The following is a 17,845-nucleotide window of genomic DNA, read 5'->3' on the forward strand; positions in this document are numbered from 1 at the left end:
CGGTCGAGCGGGGGACCGGTGTGTACCCCGTAACGCGCCCGTAACGCCCCCGGACGGGGGCCGCGTTGCGCGCGCGTTCAGGTTCTGCATCAATTGCATCACCCGAACCGGCCCTGATTCCCCGATGAAGCGGAATCTCCACCTCGAACGTTGAAGCAGGGATCAGTGTTCACCTTCATTCTGCAGATCAGGCAGATGGTCGAAGGGCACCCCGAGTTCTACCTGTTCGCCGTGTACTCCGCGGTGATCTGGTTGCTCTGGTTGCTCAAGGTCGTCATCTCCGCCCGCTACCGCCCCTTCACCGGCACCTTCGTCGGTACCACCAGCGTCGTCGTCCCCGTCGTGGACGAACCGCTCGACCTCTTCCGCGACGTCATCGGACGCATGGTCGAGCAGCAGCCCGGCGAGATCATCGTCGTCATCAACGGTGCTCGCAACGAGGCGCTCGAGGAGGTCTGCGACGAGTTCGCCCCGCTCGTCCGCTGGACCCACACGCCCATCCCGGGCAAGCGCAACGCCGTCAAGGTCGGCACCGAGATGTCCAACGGTGACATCACCGTGCTGGTCGACTCGGACACCGTCTGGACCCCCGGCGCGCTCGAGGAACTCCTCAAGCCGTTCGCCGACGAGTCCGTCGGTGGCGTCACGACCCGGCAGCGCATCCTCGAACCGGAGCGCAGCTGGATCACCCGCTGGGCCGACTGGCTCGAGAACTCGCGAGCGCTCTACTCGATGCCGGCACAGAGTGTCCTCGGGCAGATCGGCTGCCTGCCCGGGCGAACCATCGCGTTCCGCCGGAGCATCCTCATGCGGGTGATGGACCGGTTCATGCACGAGAAGTTCATGGGCGTGTTCCTCGAGGTCTCGGACGACCGGACGTTGACGAACCTCACGCTCAAGGAGGGGTACCGGACGGTCTACCAGTACACGTCGCTGGTCTACACGGATGCCCCGCTGCAGGTGAAGAAGCTGTTCAAGCAGCAGCTCCGCTGGGCCCGCGGCTCGCAGTACAACACGCTGCGGATGCTGCCGTGGATGCTCGGCCACGCCCCGGTCCTGGCGGCGTTCTTCATCACCGACATCATCCTGCCGTTCATGCTCTTCGGCGTGATCGCAGGCTGGATCTACCGTGCCTTCACCGGCCAGGGCGAGAACCTGTACCAGGGCATCTTGTCGCAGTACGGCTTCTCGACCGGGTTCGTCTACGTCGCGGCGCTCATGGTGATCTCGAGCGTGCTGAGCATGGCGATCCGCCAGATGCGGCACCTGTCCGAGAAGCCGAGCGACTTCTTCCGCCTGCCGATGTTCATCATCGTGTCGACGTTCTTCCTGATGCCGATCCGGCTCATCGGCTTCTTCCGCCTGGCGCACGCGTCCGGCTGGGGGACCCGAGCCGGCGCCTACGCCGGTGGTCCGATGCAGGAGGACCCGGCGGACGCCGTCCAGCCGCTGTCCGCCACGGCGCAGATCCCGGTCAGCCCGATCGACGCCGAACGCGCCCGCACGAACGGTGCGGACGCAGGTTCGGCGGGCTCGGGGTCAGGTCTGCCCGCTCCGCTCGAGACCGTCGACCAGGTGGCCGTCGACCGTGCGTTCGACGAGCTCTTCGGCGCCGACGCGGCGACCAACTCCACCACCACCGTGCTCGCCACCCGCCGCGAGGCCGCTGCCGCGGTTGCGCAGCAGGAGGCCCAGCGAGCAGCCGCGCCGGCCTCCGCCCGAGCCCGCCGGTACAACCCGTACGCAGCGATCCCGTACGTGATCGGCATCGCGATCTTCGCCCTGGAGGCGTTCCTCATTGTCTGACATCATCCGTTCCTCGAGTGCTTGGTGGGCGCAGTCCAGCAAGCACGCCCGCCGGACGGCCATCGGCACGACGGCCATCGTGCTGGCGCTCGGCCTCATCACCTGGTCGGTGTGGATCTCGCCCACCGGCCCCGTCTCGACCGCCGTGCACCAGGCACTCGGCGTCGAGGCGCCGAAGGCCAAGAAGGTGTCCGCCGCCGAGCTGCAGACGCAGCTCGACGCCGCCCAGGAGCGCATCTGGTCGCTCGAGGGCAAGCTCGACTCCCGCACCGCCCAGGCCGGGTCGCGCGGCGACCAGATCTCGGAACTCAAGGCGCAGATCGCGTCGCTGCAGTCCCAGCTCGGTGCCGCGAAGGGCTCGGGAGGCTCGTCCGACGTCAACGCCGCGGGTTCCGGCAGCGGTGGCTCGGGTTCCGGCGGGCCCGGTGCCGCGTCGGCAGGTGGGTCCGGTTCGGGCTCGGGCTCGTCCGACAACGGGTCCGGCAGCGGCTCGGGTTCCGGCAACGGATCCGGGTCTGGTTCGGGCAACGGTGGCGGCTCGAAGCCGAACCCCGGTCCCTCGACCGACCCGGGTACCACCCCGGTCGTCACGCCGACCAAGGCCGAGATCCTCGGTCAGCAGTCTCGCTGGTACGGCCTGTACACCGCGCAGTCCCCGTTCAACTGGGCCGAGTACGACGAGGTCTCCCGTCAGGTCGGCACCGCGTCGAACATGACCGGCTTCTTCCAGGGCTTCGACCAGGAGTTCAACGCCAGCGCGGTGCAGCGCTCCTGGGCCAACGGTCGCGTCCCGCTCATGACGTGGGAGACGGTGCCGGCGCAGACCGGCAACGACCAGAAGTACGTCCCCGGGTACACCAACGAGGACATCTCCGGCGGGTCGTTCGACGCCTACCTGACCAAGTACGCGAAGGCGCTGGCGGCCAACGGGCAGCCGATGGTCATCCGTCTCGACCACGAGATGAACGGCTCCTGGTACAACTGGTCCGAGGGCGACGCCCAGAAGAACCCGGCCGGCTCCTACAAGAAGATGTGGCAGCACGTGCACGACGTCTTCCAGGCGAACGGTGCGAACAAGTACGTCATCTGGGACTGGTCCCCGAGCCGCATCGACAAGCTCGGCAACCCGAAGTACCAGACGCTCGACTACATGCAGCAGTACTACCCGGGTGCGGACTACGTGGACTGGGTCGGCATGAGCGGCTACTACCGCGACGCCACCGAGCAGCCGACGTTCGCCACGACCTTCGGAGCGACGCTCGCGCAGCTCCGGCAGATCGCGCCGGGCAAGGGCATCATGCTCAACGAGATCGGGGCGACCGAGACCGGCACGAGTGTCGCGAACCCGCAGAAGACGCAGTGGATCAACTCGCTCTTCGATGCCCTGGCGGACCCCGCCAACAAGGACATCGTCGGCTTCGCGTACTTCAGCGAGACGGCCACCACCATCATCGACGGCAAGCGCACCACGAACGACTGGCGTCTCAACTCCCGCGCCGATTCCCTGAAGGCCTTCGCCGAGGGCATCAAGCGCAACGACATCGACTACGACCTGCAGGAGGTCACGCAATGAGCGAGTCCAAGAAGTCGACCGCATCGGCCGACACCCGCCCCGCACCCGTCATCAGCGTCATCGGCACCGGCTACCTCGGCGCCACCCACGCGGCCGCCATGGCCGAGATGGGCTTCGAGACCATCGGTGTCGACATCGACCCGTCGAAGCTCGCCGCGCTGTCCGCCGGTGAGGTCCCGTTCTTCGAGCCCGGGCTGCCGGAGCTCATCACGAAGCACGTCGCCAGCGGCAAGCTCCGCTTCACCGCCGACATCGCCTCGGCCGTCGCCGCTGCGGACGTCCACTTCGTCTGCGTCGGCACCCCGCAGAAGGCCGGGTCGCACGCCGCGAACCTGGCCTACGTCGAGAGCGCCACGCGCGGCGTCGCCGAGAACCTCACCCACCCGGGCCTCATCGTCGGCAAGTCGACGGTCCCGGTCGGGACGGCATCGCGACTCCGCGGCATCGTCCGCGAGTTCACCCCCGCCGGCATCGACGCGGAACTCATCTGGAACCCCGAGTTCCTGCGTGAGGGCAAGGCCGTCGAGGACACCCTGCACCCCGACCGTCTGGTCTGGGGCGGAGCCTCCGAAGCCGCCGACGCCGTGATCCGCGAGGTCTACGCCGCGCCCATCGGCGAGGGCACCCCGGTCATCACCACCGACCTCGCCACCGCGGAGCTCGTCAAGGTGAGCGCCAACGCGTTCCTCGCCACGAAGATCTCGTTCATCAACGCGATCTCCGAGATGTGCGCGATCACGGGAGCGGACGTGTCCACGCTCGCCGACGCCCTCGGCCACGACGCCCGTATCGGCCGGAAGTTCCTGAACGCCGGCCTCGGCTTCGGTGGTGGCTGCCTGCCGAAGGACATCCGGGCCCTCATGTACCGCGCGAACGAGATCGGTGCGGGCCAGGTCGTCGGCCTCATGCAGCAGGTCGACGAGATCAACATGGGGCAGCGCCAGCGGGTCATCGACATGGCGATCGACTCGGCCGGGGGATCGGTGCTCAACCGTCGCGTGGCCGTCATCGGCGCCGCGTTCAAGCCCCTGACCGACGACGTCCGGGACTCCCCGGCGCTCAACGTCGCCGCGGCGCTGCACCTCCGCGGCGCCCAGGTGACGCTCTGGGACCCCGAGGCGATGGAGCCCGCGAAGCGCTCGTTCCCGACGCTGAGCTACGCCGCCTCGATGACGGACGCGATCGAGGGCGCCGACGTCGTCCTCGTGCTCACCGAGTGGGACGACATCATCACCGCCGACCCGGTCGCCCTCGGTGACCTCGTCGGGCGCCGCGTCGTCATCGACGCGCGCAACTGCCTCCCGGTCTCCGACTGGGTGAAAGCGGGGTGGACCGTCCGTTCCCTGGGACGTCCCACGCCGGTCACGGGTGCACCCGTGAGCGTCGCAGCGGGGACGAACGACGCGTTGGCCACGAGCCGCTAGTCACCGTTCGCGAGACGGGGTCCGTGCCGGGCGGCGCGGGCCCCGTTCCCGTGCACCCGGGGAGTGCCTTGTCGATCCGGGCGCACCTGGTCGGATCGGGCGTACCTGGTCGGAAGTTCTGACCAGGTACGCCCGATCCCGCTTTCCAGTCCAGCTGCGATGGGAAGGAACGCGCGTCGCGACCGCCTGGAGGCCCGACGCCCGCCCGCCGGACCGGCACCGGGCCTCCAGGCGGTCGCGTCCGCACCCCGCGCGCACGGTGGCAGCGTCCCCTCGCGAACGCGACAGGATCCCGCGGAACGTTCGCGACGTTCTGTCGCTCTCGCGAGTGCGAGCGCCGAGGCCGTCAGCGCGCTGTCGCTCTGGCCACACGCACGAAGGGCCCCGCACCTGACGGTGCGGGGCCCTTCGTGTGGTTGTCAGCGAGACTCAGACGCCGAAGTACAGCTCGTACTCGAACGGGTGCGGGCGCTGGGCCAGCGGGAGGATCTCGTTCTCGCGCTTGTAGTCGATCCAGGTCTGGATGAGGTCCTCGGTGAAGACGTTGCCCTTCGTGAGGAACTCGTGGTCCGCCTCGAGCGCGTCGAGCGCCTCGTCGAGCGAGCCGGGGACCTGGGGGATGCCCTTGGCCTCCTCCGGGGGGAGCTCGTAGAGGTCCTTGTCGACCGGCTCGTGCGGCTCGATGCGGTTCTGGATGCCGTCGAGGCCCGCCATCAGCTGCGCGGCGAAGGCGAGGTACGGGTTTCCGGAGGCGTCGGGCGCGCGGAACTCGATGCGCTTGGCCTTCGGGTTGGTGCCCGTGATCGGGATGCGGATCGCCGCCGAGCGGTTGCCGGCCGAGTAGACCAGGTTGACCGGGGCCTCGAAACCCTTGACCAGACGGTGGTACGAGTTGATCGACGGGTTGGTGAAGGCGAGCAGCGCCGGGGCGTGCTTCAGGATGCCGCCGATGTACCAGCGGGCGAGGTCCGACAGACCGCCGTAGCCGTTCTCGTCGTAGAAGAGCGGCTTGCCGTCGGACCAGAGCGACTGGTGGGTGTGCATGCCCGAGCCGTTGTCGCCGAAGAGCGGCTTCGGCATGAACGTGGCGACCTTGCCCCACTGGTCGGCCGTGTTCTTGACGATGTACTTGAACTTCAGGATGTCGTCCGCGGCGTGGACCATCGTGTCGAACTTGTAGTTGATCTCCTGCTGGCCGCCGGTGCCCACCTCGTGGTGCGAGCGCTCGAGCTCGAAGCCGGCGTCGATCAGCTTGAGGGTGATGTCGTCGCGCAGGTCGGCGGTCTTGTCGACCGGCGACACGGGGAAGTAGCCGCCCTTGTACGGGGTCTTGTTGGCGAGGTTGCCGCCCTCTTCGTCACGACCGGTGTTCCAGGCGCCCTCTTCGGAGTCGACGGCGTAGAAGGACTCGTTCTGCGTGACCGAGTAGCGGACGTCGTCGAAGATGTAGAACTCGGCCTCGGGGGCGAAGAACGCGGTGTCCGCGATGCCCGTCGACGCGAGGTACTTCTCGGCCTTCTTCGCGACCTGGCGCGGGTCGCGGCCGTAGATCTCACCGTTCCGCGGGTTGTAGATGTCGAAGATCATGATGAGCGTGCGCTCGGCGCGGAACTGGTCGACGTACGCCGTGGTGACATCGGGGATCAGCTGCATGTCGGACTCGTGGATCGACGCGAACCCACGGATCGAGGAGCCGTCGAACAGCTGGCCGACCGAGAAGAAGTCCTCGTCGACGGTGGATGCCGGGATGTTGAAGTGCTGCTGCACACCGGGCAGGTCCGTGAAGCGGATGTCGAGGAACTTGACGTCGGTGTCCTTGATGAAGGCCAGGACCTCGGAGGAATCGCTGAACATGGGGCCGATCTCCAATGGGTTGGGTGATGTCGGAGGCACCGGTCAAGGCACCTCCGACGAGGCTATTGACACGGGGTTTCCCGGACATGACTGGTTTGTTTCGGGCGTGTTACGCCCGGACCGTCGCCTACGCTGGGGACCATGGCCCGCAGCACTCCCAGTCCGTCCGCGCCCTCCGAGCACCCGGACGGATGGCCGGGGAAGGACCTCGGGCTGCCCGAGTCCGGGCCCCGGAGTGTCGGGCGGATCGGCCGGCGGGTCGTCGCGCTGCTGATCGACGGTGCGCTGGCCGACCTGGTCGCCTACGTCACCGGTGTGTGGTCGCCGGTGAACGGTTCGGGCGACATCGCGCACTCCTGGGTGCAGATCGCCATCTTCGCCGTGCTGCAGATCGTCTTCATCTGCCTGCTGTCCGGGTCGTTCGGCCACATCTGCGTCGGACTCCGGGTCGTGCCCATGCGCGGGGGCTACGTGGGGGTGTGGCGGCCGATCCTCCGGACGGTGCTGCTCTGCCTGGTGGTCCCGGCGCTCATCATCGACCGCGACAGCCGGGGCGCGCACGACCGCATCGCCGGGACGGTGCTCGTCCGGCGCTGATCGTGGCTGGCCGGGGTGCGGCGAGCGGGCCGTGCCTGTCGTCCGCGCCGTCGCACCGTGCGAGGTTGCTCATCCGGTGCGAGCATGCCCGCCCGGTGCGCCGTCGGAGTCCCGCACCGAGCCGACAACCTCGCACGGTTCTCCGAAGGTCGCACGGTGCAGGCCTCGCGAACACCGACGCCCCGCGGTCACTCCACGCTCAGACACTCCACGCTCAGACGACGACGCCCCCGACCGGATCTGGTCGGGGGCGTCCTGGTGTACGGAGGGCTCGGGTCAGCGCGGCCGTCCGGCGCGGGCCCGCATCGGGTCCATGCCCTTCGGGATCGAGGCCGCAGGGCTCTGGGTCAGCGAGTCGAGACGGTTCGCGACCGCCAGGACCTCGTTGCGGTTGAGCGACTTCTTGAGCTTGTTCATGGCACGGGGCAGCTTGTGCAGCGTCAGGCTCTCACCGGTGCCGTCTCCCACGTGCAGCACGTGCACGGCGACGTTCGGGACGATGCGCTGGACCTTGCGGCGCTCCTCGTCGACCTGGCGGTTGAGGTTGCCGCGCTGGCCCTCGGTGATCAGGACCACTCCGGGGCGACCCACGGCGCGGTAGACCGCTGCCTGCGAGCGACCGTGCACCGCGACGGGCATCTCGCTCGAGCGCCACTGGCGACGGAGCGAGTTCGACAGCACGGCACCGACCGCGCCGGGCTGGCCTTCGATCTGGGAGTACGCGGCACGCTCTGCCAGGCGGCCGAGCACGATGAGGAAGAGCAGCACACCGAGCAGCACACCGGCGACGATCCACAGGACGATCGCGAGCCAGTTCTGCCCCGGCAGGAGCAGCGCCAGCAGGACACCGAGGACGACCGGACCGACGAAGGCGAGGGCGAACCACCAGACCGACGACGGATCGGCCTTCCGGGTCATCTGGAAGACCTGGAACATCTGCTTGAGACGCCCCGGCTCCTTCGCCTTCTTGTCTGTGGAAGAGCTGCGTGCCATGCGAACAGGATACGGCCTCCGTGCGCCAGGGGAGACCGTCGCGTGTCCGGCTGTGCGCGAACACGTCTTGTCCACAGGTGGTGCAGGAGAGCCTGGAGGCCCACCGCGCCACGGCCACGCTGGTCACCATGGAGACGAGCACCGACCACCACCCGGATCGCTGGATCGCGACCGGCAACGAGCACGACGAGCACGAGGTGCTCACCTGGGTCGCCGACCGCTCCGCGGCCGCCGAGCGGCACCTCGTCCCGGTGGCCGCGGTCGGTCGGACCGCGACGGGGCGTCTCGTCGTCGACCTCGACCGGCCGACCGGTACGTCGCTCGTGCCGGCGCTCGACCGGCTCGGCACCCCGACCACCGGGGCCGCGGTGACCCTGACGGTCCCGCTCCTCGAGCTCCTGGTGGCGGTGCACGACGGCGCGGTCCTGCTCGGTCCCGCCGGCATCGACGACGTGCTGGTGGACGACTCCGGTGCCGTCGTGCTCTGCGACCGCCCGACGAGCGCGACGAACCCGACCGACGAAACCGACGCGACGACCCCGCCGCGCCCCGCGCACCCGGCGGATGCGACCCGGACCCTCGTGCTCGCGGCTCGGACCGTGTGGGACCGTGTCGACCCGGCCGACCCTGCCCAGGCCCCGGTGCTCGGAGCGTTGCAGGACGCCCTCGACGGTGACGGGCCGAGCGCACGAGCAGCGCTCGACGTCGTCCGTGCCGCCGCCGCGCCCCGGCCGTTCCGCTGGACCCCTGTGCCGAGCGACCTCGTGTTCGCCGAACCGCCGACACCGGACGGGCAGGACGGACTGCTCGAGCGTCTCCGCGACGTGGTCGAGCACGGGGTCCCGCTCGGAGCCGATCGACGACTCCCGCTCCGCCGTGTGCTCGTGGGGCTCGTCGTCGCCGTCGGGTCGGTGGTCGCCGCCCTGACCCTGCTCGGCGGGGGGTGACGCGATGGGTGACGCGGCGGGTGACGCGGTAGATGACGTCGCCCCCGGAACGGGAACGGCCCCGGCTCCCACGAGGGGAACCGGGGCCGTCGGCCGTGCTGCTGGGATCAGTACCCGAGGTTCGGGGCGAAGTTGCCCTCTTCGAGACGGTTCTTCACCGCGACGAGGTACCGCGAGGCGTCCGCGCCGTCGATGATCCGGTGGTCGTACGACAGTGCCAGGTAGACGAACGAGCGGATGGCGATGGCCTCCTGGCCGTCGACCTTCACGACCGCCGGGCGCTTCGTGACGATGCCGGTGCCGAGGATCGCCGACTGCGGCAGGAACACCACGGGGGTGTCGAACAGCGCGCCACGCGAACCGGTGTTGGTCAGCGTGAACGTGCCGCCGGCCAGCTCGTCGGGCTTCAGCTGGTTGTTCCGGGTGCGCTCGGCGAGGTCCGCGATGGACTTCGAGAACTGCGCCAGGTCCAGCGAGGCCGCGTCCTTGATGACCGGGGTCAGCAGGCCGCGCTCGGTGTCCACCGCGATGGAGACGTTCTCGGTCTCCGGGTAGACGATCTCGTCGCCCTCGACCGTGGAGTTGATCTTCGGGTGGGCCTTCAGCGCCTCGGACGCCGCGAGGGCGAAGAACGGCATGAAGGAGAGCTTCGAGCCGGTCTTCTCGAGGAACTCCGCCTTGTGCGCGTCGCGGAACTGCGCCACCTTCGTGACGTCGACCTCGACGACGCTCGTGAGCTGCGCGGTCGAGGTCATCGACTGCACGGCACGCTCGGCCACCACCTTGCGCAGGCGGGTCATCTTCTCGCGGGTTCCGCGCAGCGGCGAGACCTCGGCGACGAACGGGCCGGACGCGGTGGCGGGTGCTGCTGCAGCCGGGGCGGCCGGGGCCTTCGCAGCGGCGGCGAGGACGTCCTCCTTGCGGATGCGCCCCCCGACACCGGAACCCGTGACCGTGGACAGGTCGACTCCCTGCTCGTTGGCGAGCTTGCGCACCAGCGGGGTGACGTAGCCGGAGGCCGCGCCGTCCTGCGTGGGGTTCGGCACCGCGGCGGCGGTGGCGCTCGGCGCGGAAGCCGGAGCCGGCGCGGCTGCCGGAGCGGCCTGGGCCGGCACGGCCGCCGGCGGAGCGGCTGCGGGCGGCGGGACCGGCGCGGCGGCCGGGACCGGCGCTGCCGCGGGCGGGGCGGACGGTGCCTGCGGGGCGGCGGGCTGCGTCTGACCGGCGGGAGCGGGCTCGGGCTCCGTGGGCTCGGGCGCGGGGGTCTCGGCCTCCTGCTCCGTGCTCGGAGCGGCCTCGGGCTCCTCGGCGTCGGCAGCGGCGGCGTTCGTGTCGTCGGCGCCGGAGTCGGACGAGTCCGAACCGCCGTCCGACGAGCCGGAGCCGTCACCGATCTTCACGAGGGCGGTGCCGACCTCGACGGTCTCGTCCTCCGGCACGAGGATCTCCTCGACGACGCCGGCGATCGGCGACGGGATCTCGGTGTCGACCTTGTCGGTCGAGACCTCGAGCAGCGGCTCGTCGACCTCGACCCGGTCACCGACGTTCTTCAGCCATCGGGTCACCGTGCCCTCGGTGACGCTCTCGCCGAGCGCCGGGAGGTTGACGGATTCGCTCATCGGGTGGACTCCTCTTCGCGGGGGATTGCAGTGGTTGTTGGTGTGGTTGTCACAGCGCGCTGACCGGTGCCGGTCACAGCGCGTGCAGCGGCTTGCCCGCGAGGTGCAGGAACGCCTCGCCGAGGGCTTCGTTCTGGGTCGGGTGACCGTGCACCAGGGGAGCGATGTCCTCGGGGTAGGCCTCCCAGTTCACGGCGAGCTGGGCTTCGCCGATGAGCTCGCCGACGCGGGCACCGATCATGCTGACGCCGACGACGGGGCCGTCCACGACGCGCACGACCTTGACGGAACCGGAGGTCCCGATGATGTGGCTCTTGCCGTTGCCGGCCAGGTTGTACTCGTACGAGTCGACCTTGTCGGCGCCGTACTGCTCTTCGGCCTTGGCCTGCGAGAGCCCGACCGACGCGACCTCGGGGTCGGAGTAGGTGATCTTCGGGATGTTCTTGTCCTCGATGACCACCGGGTTGAGGCCGGCGATCTCCTCGGCGACGAAGATGCCCTGCTGGAAGCCGCGGTGCGCGAGCTGCAGGCCGGGGACGATGTCGCCGACGGCGTAGACGTTCGGGATGTTCGTGGCGAGACGCTCGTTCGTGGTGACGAACCCGCGGTCCATCGCCACACCGACCTCGTCGTAGCCGACGTTCTGCGTGACCGGGCCACGGCCGACGGCGACGAGCAGGACGTCCCCGTCGAAGGTCTTGCCGTCCTCCAGTGTGACGACGACGCCGTTCTCGTGCTGCTCGACACCCTGGAACCGGACACCGAGCGAGAACTCGATGCCGCGCTTGCGGAACGCGCGCTCCAGCTGCTTCGACATCGACTCGTCCTCGGCGGGGACCAGGTGCGGCAGGCCCTCGACGATGGTGACCTCGGCCCCGAAGGACTTCCAGACGCTGGCGAACTCGACGCCGATGACGCCGCCGCCCAGGATGACGACCTTGTTCGGGACGTAGTCCATGCGGAGCGCGGTCTCGCTGGTGATCACGCGGCCGCCGATCTCGAGCCCGGGCAGGGACTTCGAGTAGGAGCCGGTCGCGAGCACGATGTTCTTGCCGGTGACGGTCTGGTCGCCGACCTGCACGGTGTTCTGGGAGGTCAGACGACCCCAGCCCTCGACCACGGTGATGCCGCGGGCCTTGATCAGGCCCTGCAGGCCCTTGTACTTGGAGTTGATGACGCCCTGCTGGTAGTCGATCACCTTGGGCACGTCGACCCCGGCGAACTCAGCGATCACACCGTACTTCTCGGCGTCCCGCGTGCCGTCGGCGATCTCCGCGGCGTGCAGCAGCGCCTTGGTCGGGATGCAGCCGCGGTGCAGACACGTCCCTCCGAGCTTGTCGCCCTCGATGAGCGCGACGCTCATGCCGAGTTCGGCGGCCCGGAGCGCAGCGGCGTACCCACCACTCCCGCCACCGAGGACAACGACGTCGTAAGTCTGTTCCGTCACCTGGTGCAACTCCCTCGTGCGTGTCGGGCCGATCGGGCCCTACGTGGACACCGCGGAGGGCGGCGTCCGACGGTCGGACCGCGTGGTTCCGGTCCCGTCCCGTGCAGTACCGGTGGGAGGCGCGTCGGTGCGCCGATCCCACCGGTACCAAACCTACTACTCGGACTGGAGGTCTTCTGCGAGAGCGATGAGCGTCCGGACCATCGCGCCCGTCGCACCCTTGCCCAACCAGGCGTACCCGCCGCCCTTGTTCTCCGACGGACCCGCGATGTCGAGGTGCGCCCAGGGGACACCCTCGCCGGCGAAGCGCTCGAGGAACTTGCCCGCGAGCAGCATGCCGCCGGCCGGGTTGCCCACCGTGGCGTTGACGATGTCGGCGACGTCGCTGGACAGCCGGGCCTCGAGTTCCTCGGGCAGCGGCATCGGCCAGATCGGCTCCGCGACGCCGTCGGCGACGGCGCGGACCTTCGCGACGAGGTCGTCGCTGCCCATCAGGCCGGTGGTGCGGTCGCCGAGCGCGACGACCTGGGCACCGGTCAGCGTGGCGACGTCGACGAGCGCGTCGGGCTGCTCGAGCGACGCGGCGGCCATCCCGTCACCGAGCACCAGGCGGCCCTCGGCATCGGTGTTCGTGACCTCGACCGTGGTGCCGTTCTTCAGCGTCAGGACGTCGCCCGGGCGGGTCGCGGTGCCGGAGGGCATGTTCTCGGCGAGGGCGAGCCACGCGGTCACGCGCACGTCGAGGCCCAGGCGGGCGGCGGCGACGGTCGCGGCGAGCACCGTGGCGGCACCGGTCATGTCGGTCTTCATGCCGAGCATCGACGCCGCCGGCTTGAGCGAGAGGCCGCCCGAGTCGAAGGTGATGCCCTTGCCCACGAGGGCGAGGTGCTTCGTGGCGGACTCCGGCGAGTACCGGACGACGACCAGGCGCGGGGGACGCGCCGAACCACGGCCGACGCCGAGGATGCCGCCGAAGCCCTGCTCCTCGAGCGCCTGCTCGTCGAGGACCTCGACGGTGAGCGGCAGGTCGGAGGCGAACCCGGTCGCGACGTCGGCGACGTCCTGCGGCCCGAGGTCGCCCGCGGCGGTGTTCACGAGGTCGCGCACGAGCGACGCGGCGTCGGCGACGATGGCGGGGCGCACGGCGGCGTCGGCGGCGACGTCCGCGGGGGCGACGACCTCGATGCGCTGGTCGCCGCGGGCCGGGGCCTTGGTGCCGGCGCCCTTGTGCCGGGTGAAGGCGTACGCACCGAGCGCCGCGCCCTCGAGGGCGGCGTCGACGAGCTCGGCCGAGTCGGTGGGCAGGGCGAGCGTGATCGAGTCGACCCGGGGGAGCTGGCGGACGGCGCTGCCGGCCGCAGCACGGATCGCCGCGGCACCCGTGGCGGACCCGAGCCCGATCAGCGCGACCGACTTCGCACCGACGCCGGTGGCGGGCAGGCGGACGAGCTGGTCCTTCGCGCCGGTGACCCCGATCGCGGCGAGGTCGAGGCCGGCGAGGGCGTCGAGCGCGCCCAGGGCGGTGGGAGCGAGCACGGCGGTGCTGTCGGCCTCGCCGGACGAGCCCGGACGGACCCCGACGACGAGCACGTCGGCGGTGGTGGCCTCGGGGGGTGAACTGGTGGTGGAGAGCGTCGGTCGGACCATGCTCCAACCCTACCGACGGCCTGTTCGCTGTCGGCGTGGTCGTCGCGCACCGGTGACGTCGGAGGCCCCGCCTAGCATGGGGACGGTGAACCACCCCGAGGAGCTCTACACGTTCGACGCGGACGCCCCGACCGTGCCAGCAGGGTTGCACCTGGTCGCCGGGCTGACCGGCTTCGCCGATGCCGGATCGGCGGTCGCGCAGGTGACGAACTCCGTCCTCGAGGACCTCGACACCGAGCTCGTCGCCGAGTTCGACCCCGACGTGCTGCTCGACTGGCGGGCCCGTCGCCCGGTCATCACCTTCGAGCACGACCACATCAGCGCCGTCGAGCCGCCACGGTTGGCGCTGCACCTGGTGCGCGACGAGATCGGCCAGCCGTTCCTGTTCCTGTCGGGCTACGAGCCGGACTTCCAGTGGAACCGCTTCGTCCGCGCCGTCACCGGGCTCGCCGCCGACCTGCAGGTGGCCGACACCACGTGGGTGCAGTCCATCCCGATGCCGGTCCCGCACACCCGTCCGATCGGCCTCACCGTCTCCGGCACCCGGGCCGACCTCGTCGAGCAGATGAGCGTCTGGAAGCCCGAGACCCAGGCGCCGGCGAACGTCCTGCACCTGGTCGAGCACCGCCTCGCCGAGACGGGCGCGCAGGTCACCGGGCTCGTGCTGCTCGTGCCGCACTACCTGTCCGACACCGAGTTCCCCGACGCCGCCGTCGCGGCGCTCTCCGGCATCGCCGCCGCGACCGGGCTCATCTTCCCGACGGACGCCCTGCGCGAGTCGGGTCGCGAGTTCCTCGCCCGCGTCGAGGAGCAGGTGGCCGGGAACCCCGAGCTGCAGCGCCTGGTGTCCGTGCTCGAGGAGCGGCACGACACGTACATGGAGGGCAACCCCGTCGCGTCGCCGCTCACGGGCGTGGACGGCGAGGTGCCGACCGCCGACTCGATCGCGGCCGAGCTCGAGCGCTTCCTCGCCGACCGACGCACCCAGGGCGACGCGACCGACTGACCGTCGCGGGATCCGGACGTCCCCCAGGGCGGCCTGGAGGCCCGTGGCGGCCCCGCACCGCGCCTCCAGGCCGTCCCCTGGTCGCCCGCACGACGTGACGCGCGTCGACGACGCTCGTCGCGCATCGACGCGGGGAGGCGTCGGTAGCCTGGTCCGGTGAACTCCCGTCGTGCCTTCCTGATCTGGGGCGTCGCGGTCCTCGCGTACGTCCTCGCCGTGGTGCAGCGGTCCTCCCTCGGGGTCTCCGGAGTCGACGCGCAGGACCGGTTCGCCGTCTCCGCCGCGGTCCTGTCCACCCTGGCCGTGGTGCAGATCGCCGTCTACGCGGGGCTCCAGATCCCGGTGGGGATCGCCCTCGACCGCGTGGGCCCGCGCCGGCTGGTGCTCCTCGGCGCCGCGCTGCTGGTCGTCGGACAGGCGATCGTCGCGGTGTCCCCGTCCATCGGGCCGGCCATCGTGGGGCGGGTGCTTGTCGGTGCCGGTGACGCGATGACCTTCATCTCGGTCATCCGTCTGGTGCCGATGTGGTTCAGCGGCCGGATCCTCCCGCAGATCTCGCAGTGGACGGGCAACCTCGGGCAGATCGGCCAGATCCTGTCGGCGTTCCCGTTCGCGGTGCTCCTGCACACGGTGGGCTGGACACCGGCGTTCGGCGTCGCGGCCGCTGCCAGCGCCGTGGGCCTGGTGCTCGCAGCGGTCTTCGTGCGGAACGGTCCCGTGCCGGTGCGGACGGACACGATCCCGCTGCCGCACTCGTGGGGCGCCGCGTTCCGCACCTTCGGGCACGCGCTCCGGCGCCCGGGCACGCAGCTCGGGTTCTGGTCGCACTACGTCACGCAGTCGTCGGGCACGGTGTTCTCGCTGCTGTGGGGTGTCCCTATGCTCCGGGGGCTCGGGTACTCCCCGGGTGAGGCGGCGGGCTTCCTCACGATCATCGTGGTCGTCGGGTTCGTCGCCGGTCCGGTGCTCGGCGTGCTCTGCGCGCGGTTCCCGATGCGCCGGTCGAACCTGGTGCTCGGCGTCGTCGTCCTGCTCGCGGTGCTCTGGACGGCGATCCTGCTCTGGCCCGGGCACCCGCCGACGTGGCTGCTCGTGCTGCTCGTCGTCGCGATGGGGATCGGCGGGCCCGGTTCCCTGATCGGCTTCGACTTCGCCCGGTCCTTCAACCCGGTCGGATCGCTCGGCTCGGCGAACGGCGTCGTGAACGTCGGCGGGTTCCTGGCGGCCTTCGTGATGATGTACCTGATCGGCGTCCTCCTCGACGTTGCTGCGCGGGCGTCGGGCACCGAGGTGTTCGCCTGGGAGAACTTCCGGATCGCCCTCAGCGTGCAGTACGTCGTGGTCGGTCTGGGCGTCGGGATGCTGCTGCACGCGCGCCGTCGGACCCGCCGGGTGCTGCACTCGGAAGAGGGAATACGCGTCGGGCCGCTCTGGGTTGCACTCGTTGCACGCCTGCGGAAGCGGCACGTGCAATAATGATCACGGACCCGTTCGGGCCCCCTGTCTGTCGGAACACTTCGGTGCGCCGGTGAACTCGGGGGACTTGACATGGGTCCTAGTGCTGCCCGGAACGGTAGGACTCGTACGACGCGGGGGACTGCGGCGCGGGACCTGGGCGGCGAGGGAGGCCACGACCCCACGAACGTGGCACGACGAGAGAGGTGATCGCATGGCTGCCCGGAGCACGACGATCGATCCCACGAAGGACACCGAGCCCGAGGGCGCCGTGGCAGAGGACGCCACGGACACCGAGGGCACCGCAGCGCCGAAGAAGCGTGCCACGAAGGCCCCCGCCAAGAAGGCGCCCGCCAAGAAGGCAGCACCCAAGGCGAAGAAGACCGACGCCGTCGACGAGGCGATCGCCTCCGACGAGCCCGTCGAGGAGCCGACCGACGAGGCCGACGACACCGACGACAAGACGGCCAAGCCGGACGCCGCTGCCGCGGTCGCCGCCGGTGCGCTCGTCATCTCGCAGACCGACGACGACGAGGCGCCGGTCTACTCGACGACCATCACGGGCGCCACGGCCGACCCGGTGAAGGACTACCTCAAGCAGATCGGCAAGGTCGCCCTGCTCAACGCCGAGCAGGAGGTCGAGCTCGCGATGCGCATCGAGGCCGGCCTGTTCGCCGAGGACAAGCTGCAGCACGCGACGGGGCTGTCGAAGCCCGCCGAGCGCGAACTGCGCTGGGTCGCCCGTGACGGACAGCGTGCGAAGTCGCACCTGCTCGGCGCGAACCTCCGCCTGGTCGTCTCGCTCGCGAAGCGCTACACCGGTCGTGGGATGCAGTTCCTGGACCTCATCCAGGAGGGCAACCTGGGCCTGATCCGTGCGGTCGAGAAGTTCGACTACACGAAGGGCTTCAAGTTCTCGACCTACGCGACGTGGTGGATCCGTCAGGCCATCACCCGTGCCATGGCCGACCAGGCCCGCACCATCCGCATCCCGGTGCACATGGTCGAGGTCATCAACAAGCTCGCCCGTGTCCAGCGCCAGATGCTGCAGGACCTCGGTCGCGAACCCACTCCGGAAGAGCTCGCCCGCGAGCTCGACATGACCCCGGAGAAGGTCGTCGAGGTCCAGAAGTACGGCCGCGAGCCGATCTCGCTGCACACGCCCCTGGGTGAAGACGGCGACTCGGAGTTCGGTGACCTCATCGAGGACACCGAGGCGGTCGTGCCGGCTGACGCGGTGGGCTTCACGATGCTGCAGAAGCAGCTCGAGAGCCTGCTCGACTCCCTGTCCGAGCGCGAGGCGGGCGTCATCCGCATGCGCTTCGGCCTCGGTGACGGCCAGCCGAAGACCCTCGACCAGATCGGTGACACGTTCGGCGTGACGCGCGAGCGCATCCGTCAGATCGAGTCCAAGACGATGGCGAAGCTCCGCCACCCGTCGCGGTCGCAGTCGCTGCGCGACTACCTCGAGTAAGCC

Annotated in this window: 13 protein-coding genes; 8 read left to right on the forward strand and 5 right to left on the reverse strand. The window is 70.1% G+C overall.

Features of this window, described 5'->3' with window-relative positions; all coding sequences use genetic code 11:
• Positions 1–165 precede the first annotated feature (165 nt).
• Genes OE229_RS10795 through OE229_RS10805 form a run of 3 tightly spaced genes read left to right on the forward strand, consistent with a single transcriptional unit; the run spans position 166 to position 4,803 of the window.
• Positions 166–1,806, forward strand: a complete 1,641-nt coding sequence (locus OE229_RS10795) for a glycosyltransferase family 2 protein (RefSeq protein ID WP_182067033.1) — start codon at positions 166–168, stop codon at positions 1,804–1,806.
• The gene (locus OE229_RS10800; protein ID WP_209134541.1) at positions 1,799–3,379 is read left to right on the forward strand and encodes a glycosyl hydrolase; all 1,581 of its coding nucleotides are present in this window, start codon (positions 1,799–1,801) and stop codon (positions 3,377–3,379) included. Before OE229_RS10795 ends, OE229_RS10800 begins: the two co-directional genes overlap by 8 nt.
• Positions 3,376–4,803, forward strand: a complete 1,428-nt coding sequence (locus OE229_RS10805; RefSeq protein ID WP_182067029.1) for a UDP-glucose dehydrogenase family protein — start codon at positions 3,376–3,378, stop codon at positions 4,801–4,803. Before OE229_RS10800 ends, OE229_RS10805 begins: the two co-directional genes overlap by 4 nt.
• Before the next feature lie 429 nt (positions 4,804–5,232).
• Here OE229_RS10805 and glnA read toward each other — a convergent pair whose 3' ends face one another.
• Positions 5,233–6,657: a type I glutamate--ammonia ligase gene (gene glnA / locus OE229_RS10810; protein WP_017886082.1), complete on the reverse strand. Its 1,425-nt coding sequence runs from the start codon at positions 6,655–6,657 to the stop codon at positions 5,233–5,235.
• Between the two features lie 141 nt (positions 6,658–6,798).
• On the opposite strand from glnA, the gene OE229_RS10815 reads away from it, so the two are divergent.
• Complete coding sequence (locus OE229_RS10815) at positions 6,799–7,254, forward strand: RDD family protein (RefSeq protein WP_071244549.1); 456 nt, start codon at positions 6,799–6,801, stop codon at positions 7,252–7,254.
• Between the two features lie 276 nt (positions 7,255–7,530).
• Here the strand turns inward: OE229_RS10815 and OE229_RS10820 are convergent, their stop codons facing one another.
• Positions 7,531–8,247 (reverse strand): DUF4191 domain-containing protein, encoded by a 717-nt coding sequence (locus OE229_RS10820; protein WP_027465455.1) that lies wholly within the window; start codon positions 8,245–8,247, stop codon positions 7,531–7,533.
• Positions 8,248–8,375: 128 nt separating this feature from the next.
• Between OE229_RS10820 and OE229_RS10825 the strand changes: the two genes are divergently transcribed.
• Positions 8,376–9,194 (forward strand): hypothetical protein, encoded by an 819-nt coding sequence (locus OE229_RS10825; protein WP_262138003.1) that lies wholly within the window; start codon positions 8,376–8,378, stop codon positions 9,192–9,194.
• Between the two features lie 107 nt (positions 9,195–9,301).
• On the opposite strand, the gene sucB is transcribed toward OE229_RS10825, so the two are convergent.
• The 3 genes from sucB to OE229_RS10840 all read right to left on the reverse strand — a co-directional run bounded on the left by sucB (position 9,302) and on the right by OE229_RS10840 (position 13,907).
• Positions 9,302–10,813: a 2-oxoglutarate dehydrogenase, E2 component, dihydrolipoamide succinyltransferase gene (sucB, locus tag OE229_RS10830; RefSeq protein ID WP_262138005.1), complete on the reverse strand. Its 1,512-nt coding sequence runs from the start codon at positions 10,811–10,813 to the stop codon at positions 9,302–9,304.
• 73 nt (positions 10,814–10,886) lie between these two features.
• Complete coding sequence (lpdA, locus tag OE229_RS10835) at positions 10,887–12,260, reverse strand: dihydrolipoyl dehydrogenase (protein WP_027465458.1); 1,374 nt, start codon at positions 12,258–12,260, stop codon at positions 10,887–10,889.
• A gap of 156 nt (positions 12,261–12,416) precedes the next feature.
• Entirely contained in the window at positions 12,417–13,907 is a 1,491-nt protein-coding gene (locus OE229_RS10840) for a leucyl aminopeptidase (RefSeq protein ID WP_262138006.1), read from the reverse strand.
• 76 nt (positions 13,908–13,983) lie between these two features.
• Between OE229_RS10840 and OE229_RS10845 the strand changes: the two genes are divergently transcribed.
• The 3 genes from OE229_RS10845 (at position 13,984) to OE229_RS10855 (ending at position 17,842) form a co-directional block, all read left to right on the forward strand.
• Positions 13,984–14,913 (forward strand): proteasome assembly chaperone family protein, encoded by a 930-nt coding sequence (locus OE229_RS10845; RefSeq protein ID WP_262138008.1) that lies wholly within the window; start codon positions 13,984–13,986, stop codon positions 14,911–14,913.
• A gap of 156 nt (positions 14,914–15,069) precedes the next feature.
• Complete coding sequence (locus OE229_RS10850; RefSeq protein ID WP_262138009.1) at positions 15,070–16,389, forward strand: MFS transporter; 1,320 nt, start codon at positions 15,070–15,072, stop codon at positions 16,387–16,389.
• A gap of 193 nt (positions 16,390–16,582) precedes the next feature.
• Positions 16,583–17,842: an RNA polymerase sigma factor gene (locus OE229_RS10855; protein ID WP_027465462.1), complete on the forward strand. Its 1,260-nt coding sequence runs from the start codon at positions 16,583–16,585 to the stop codon at positions 17,840–17,842.
• Positions 17,843–17,845 lie beyond the last annotated feature (3 nt).

The sequence above is a fragment of the Curtobacterium poinsettiae genome (genome assembly GCF_025677645.1).
Lineage (GTDB): Bacteria > Actinomycetota > Actinomycetes > Actinomycetales > Microbacteriaceae > Curtobacterium > Curtobacterium poinsettiae_A.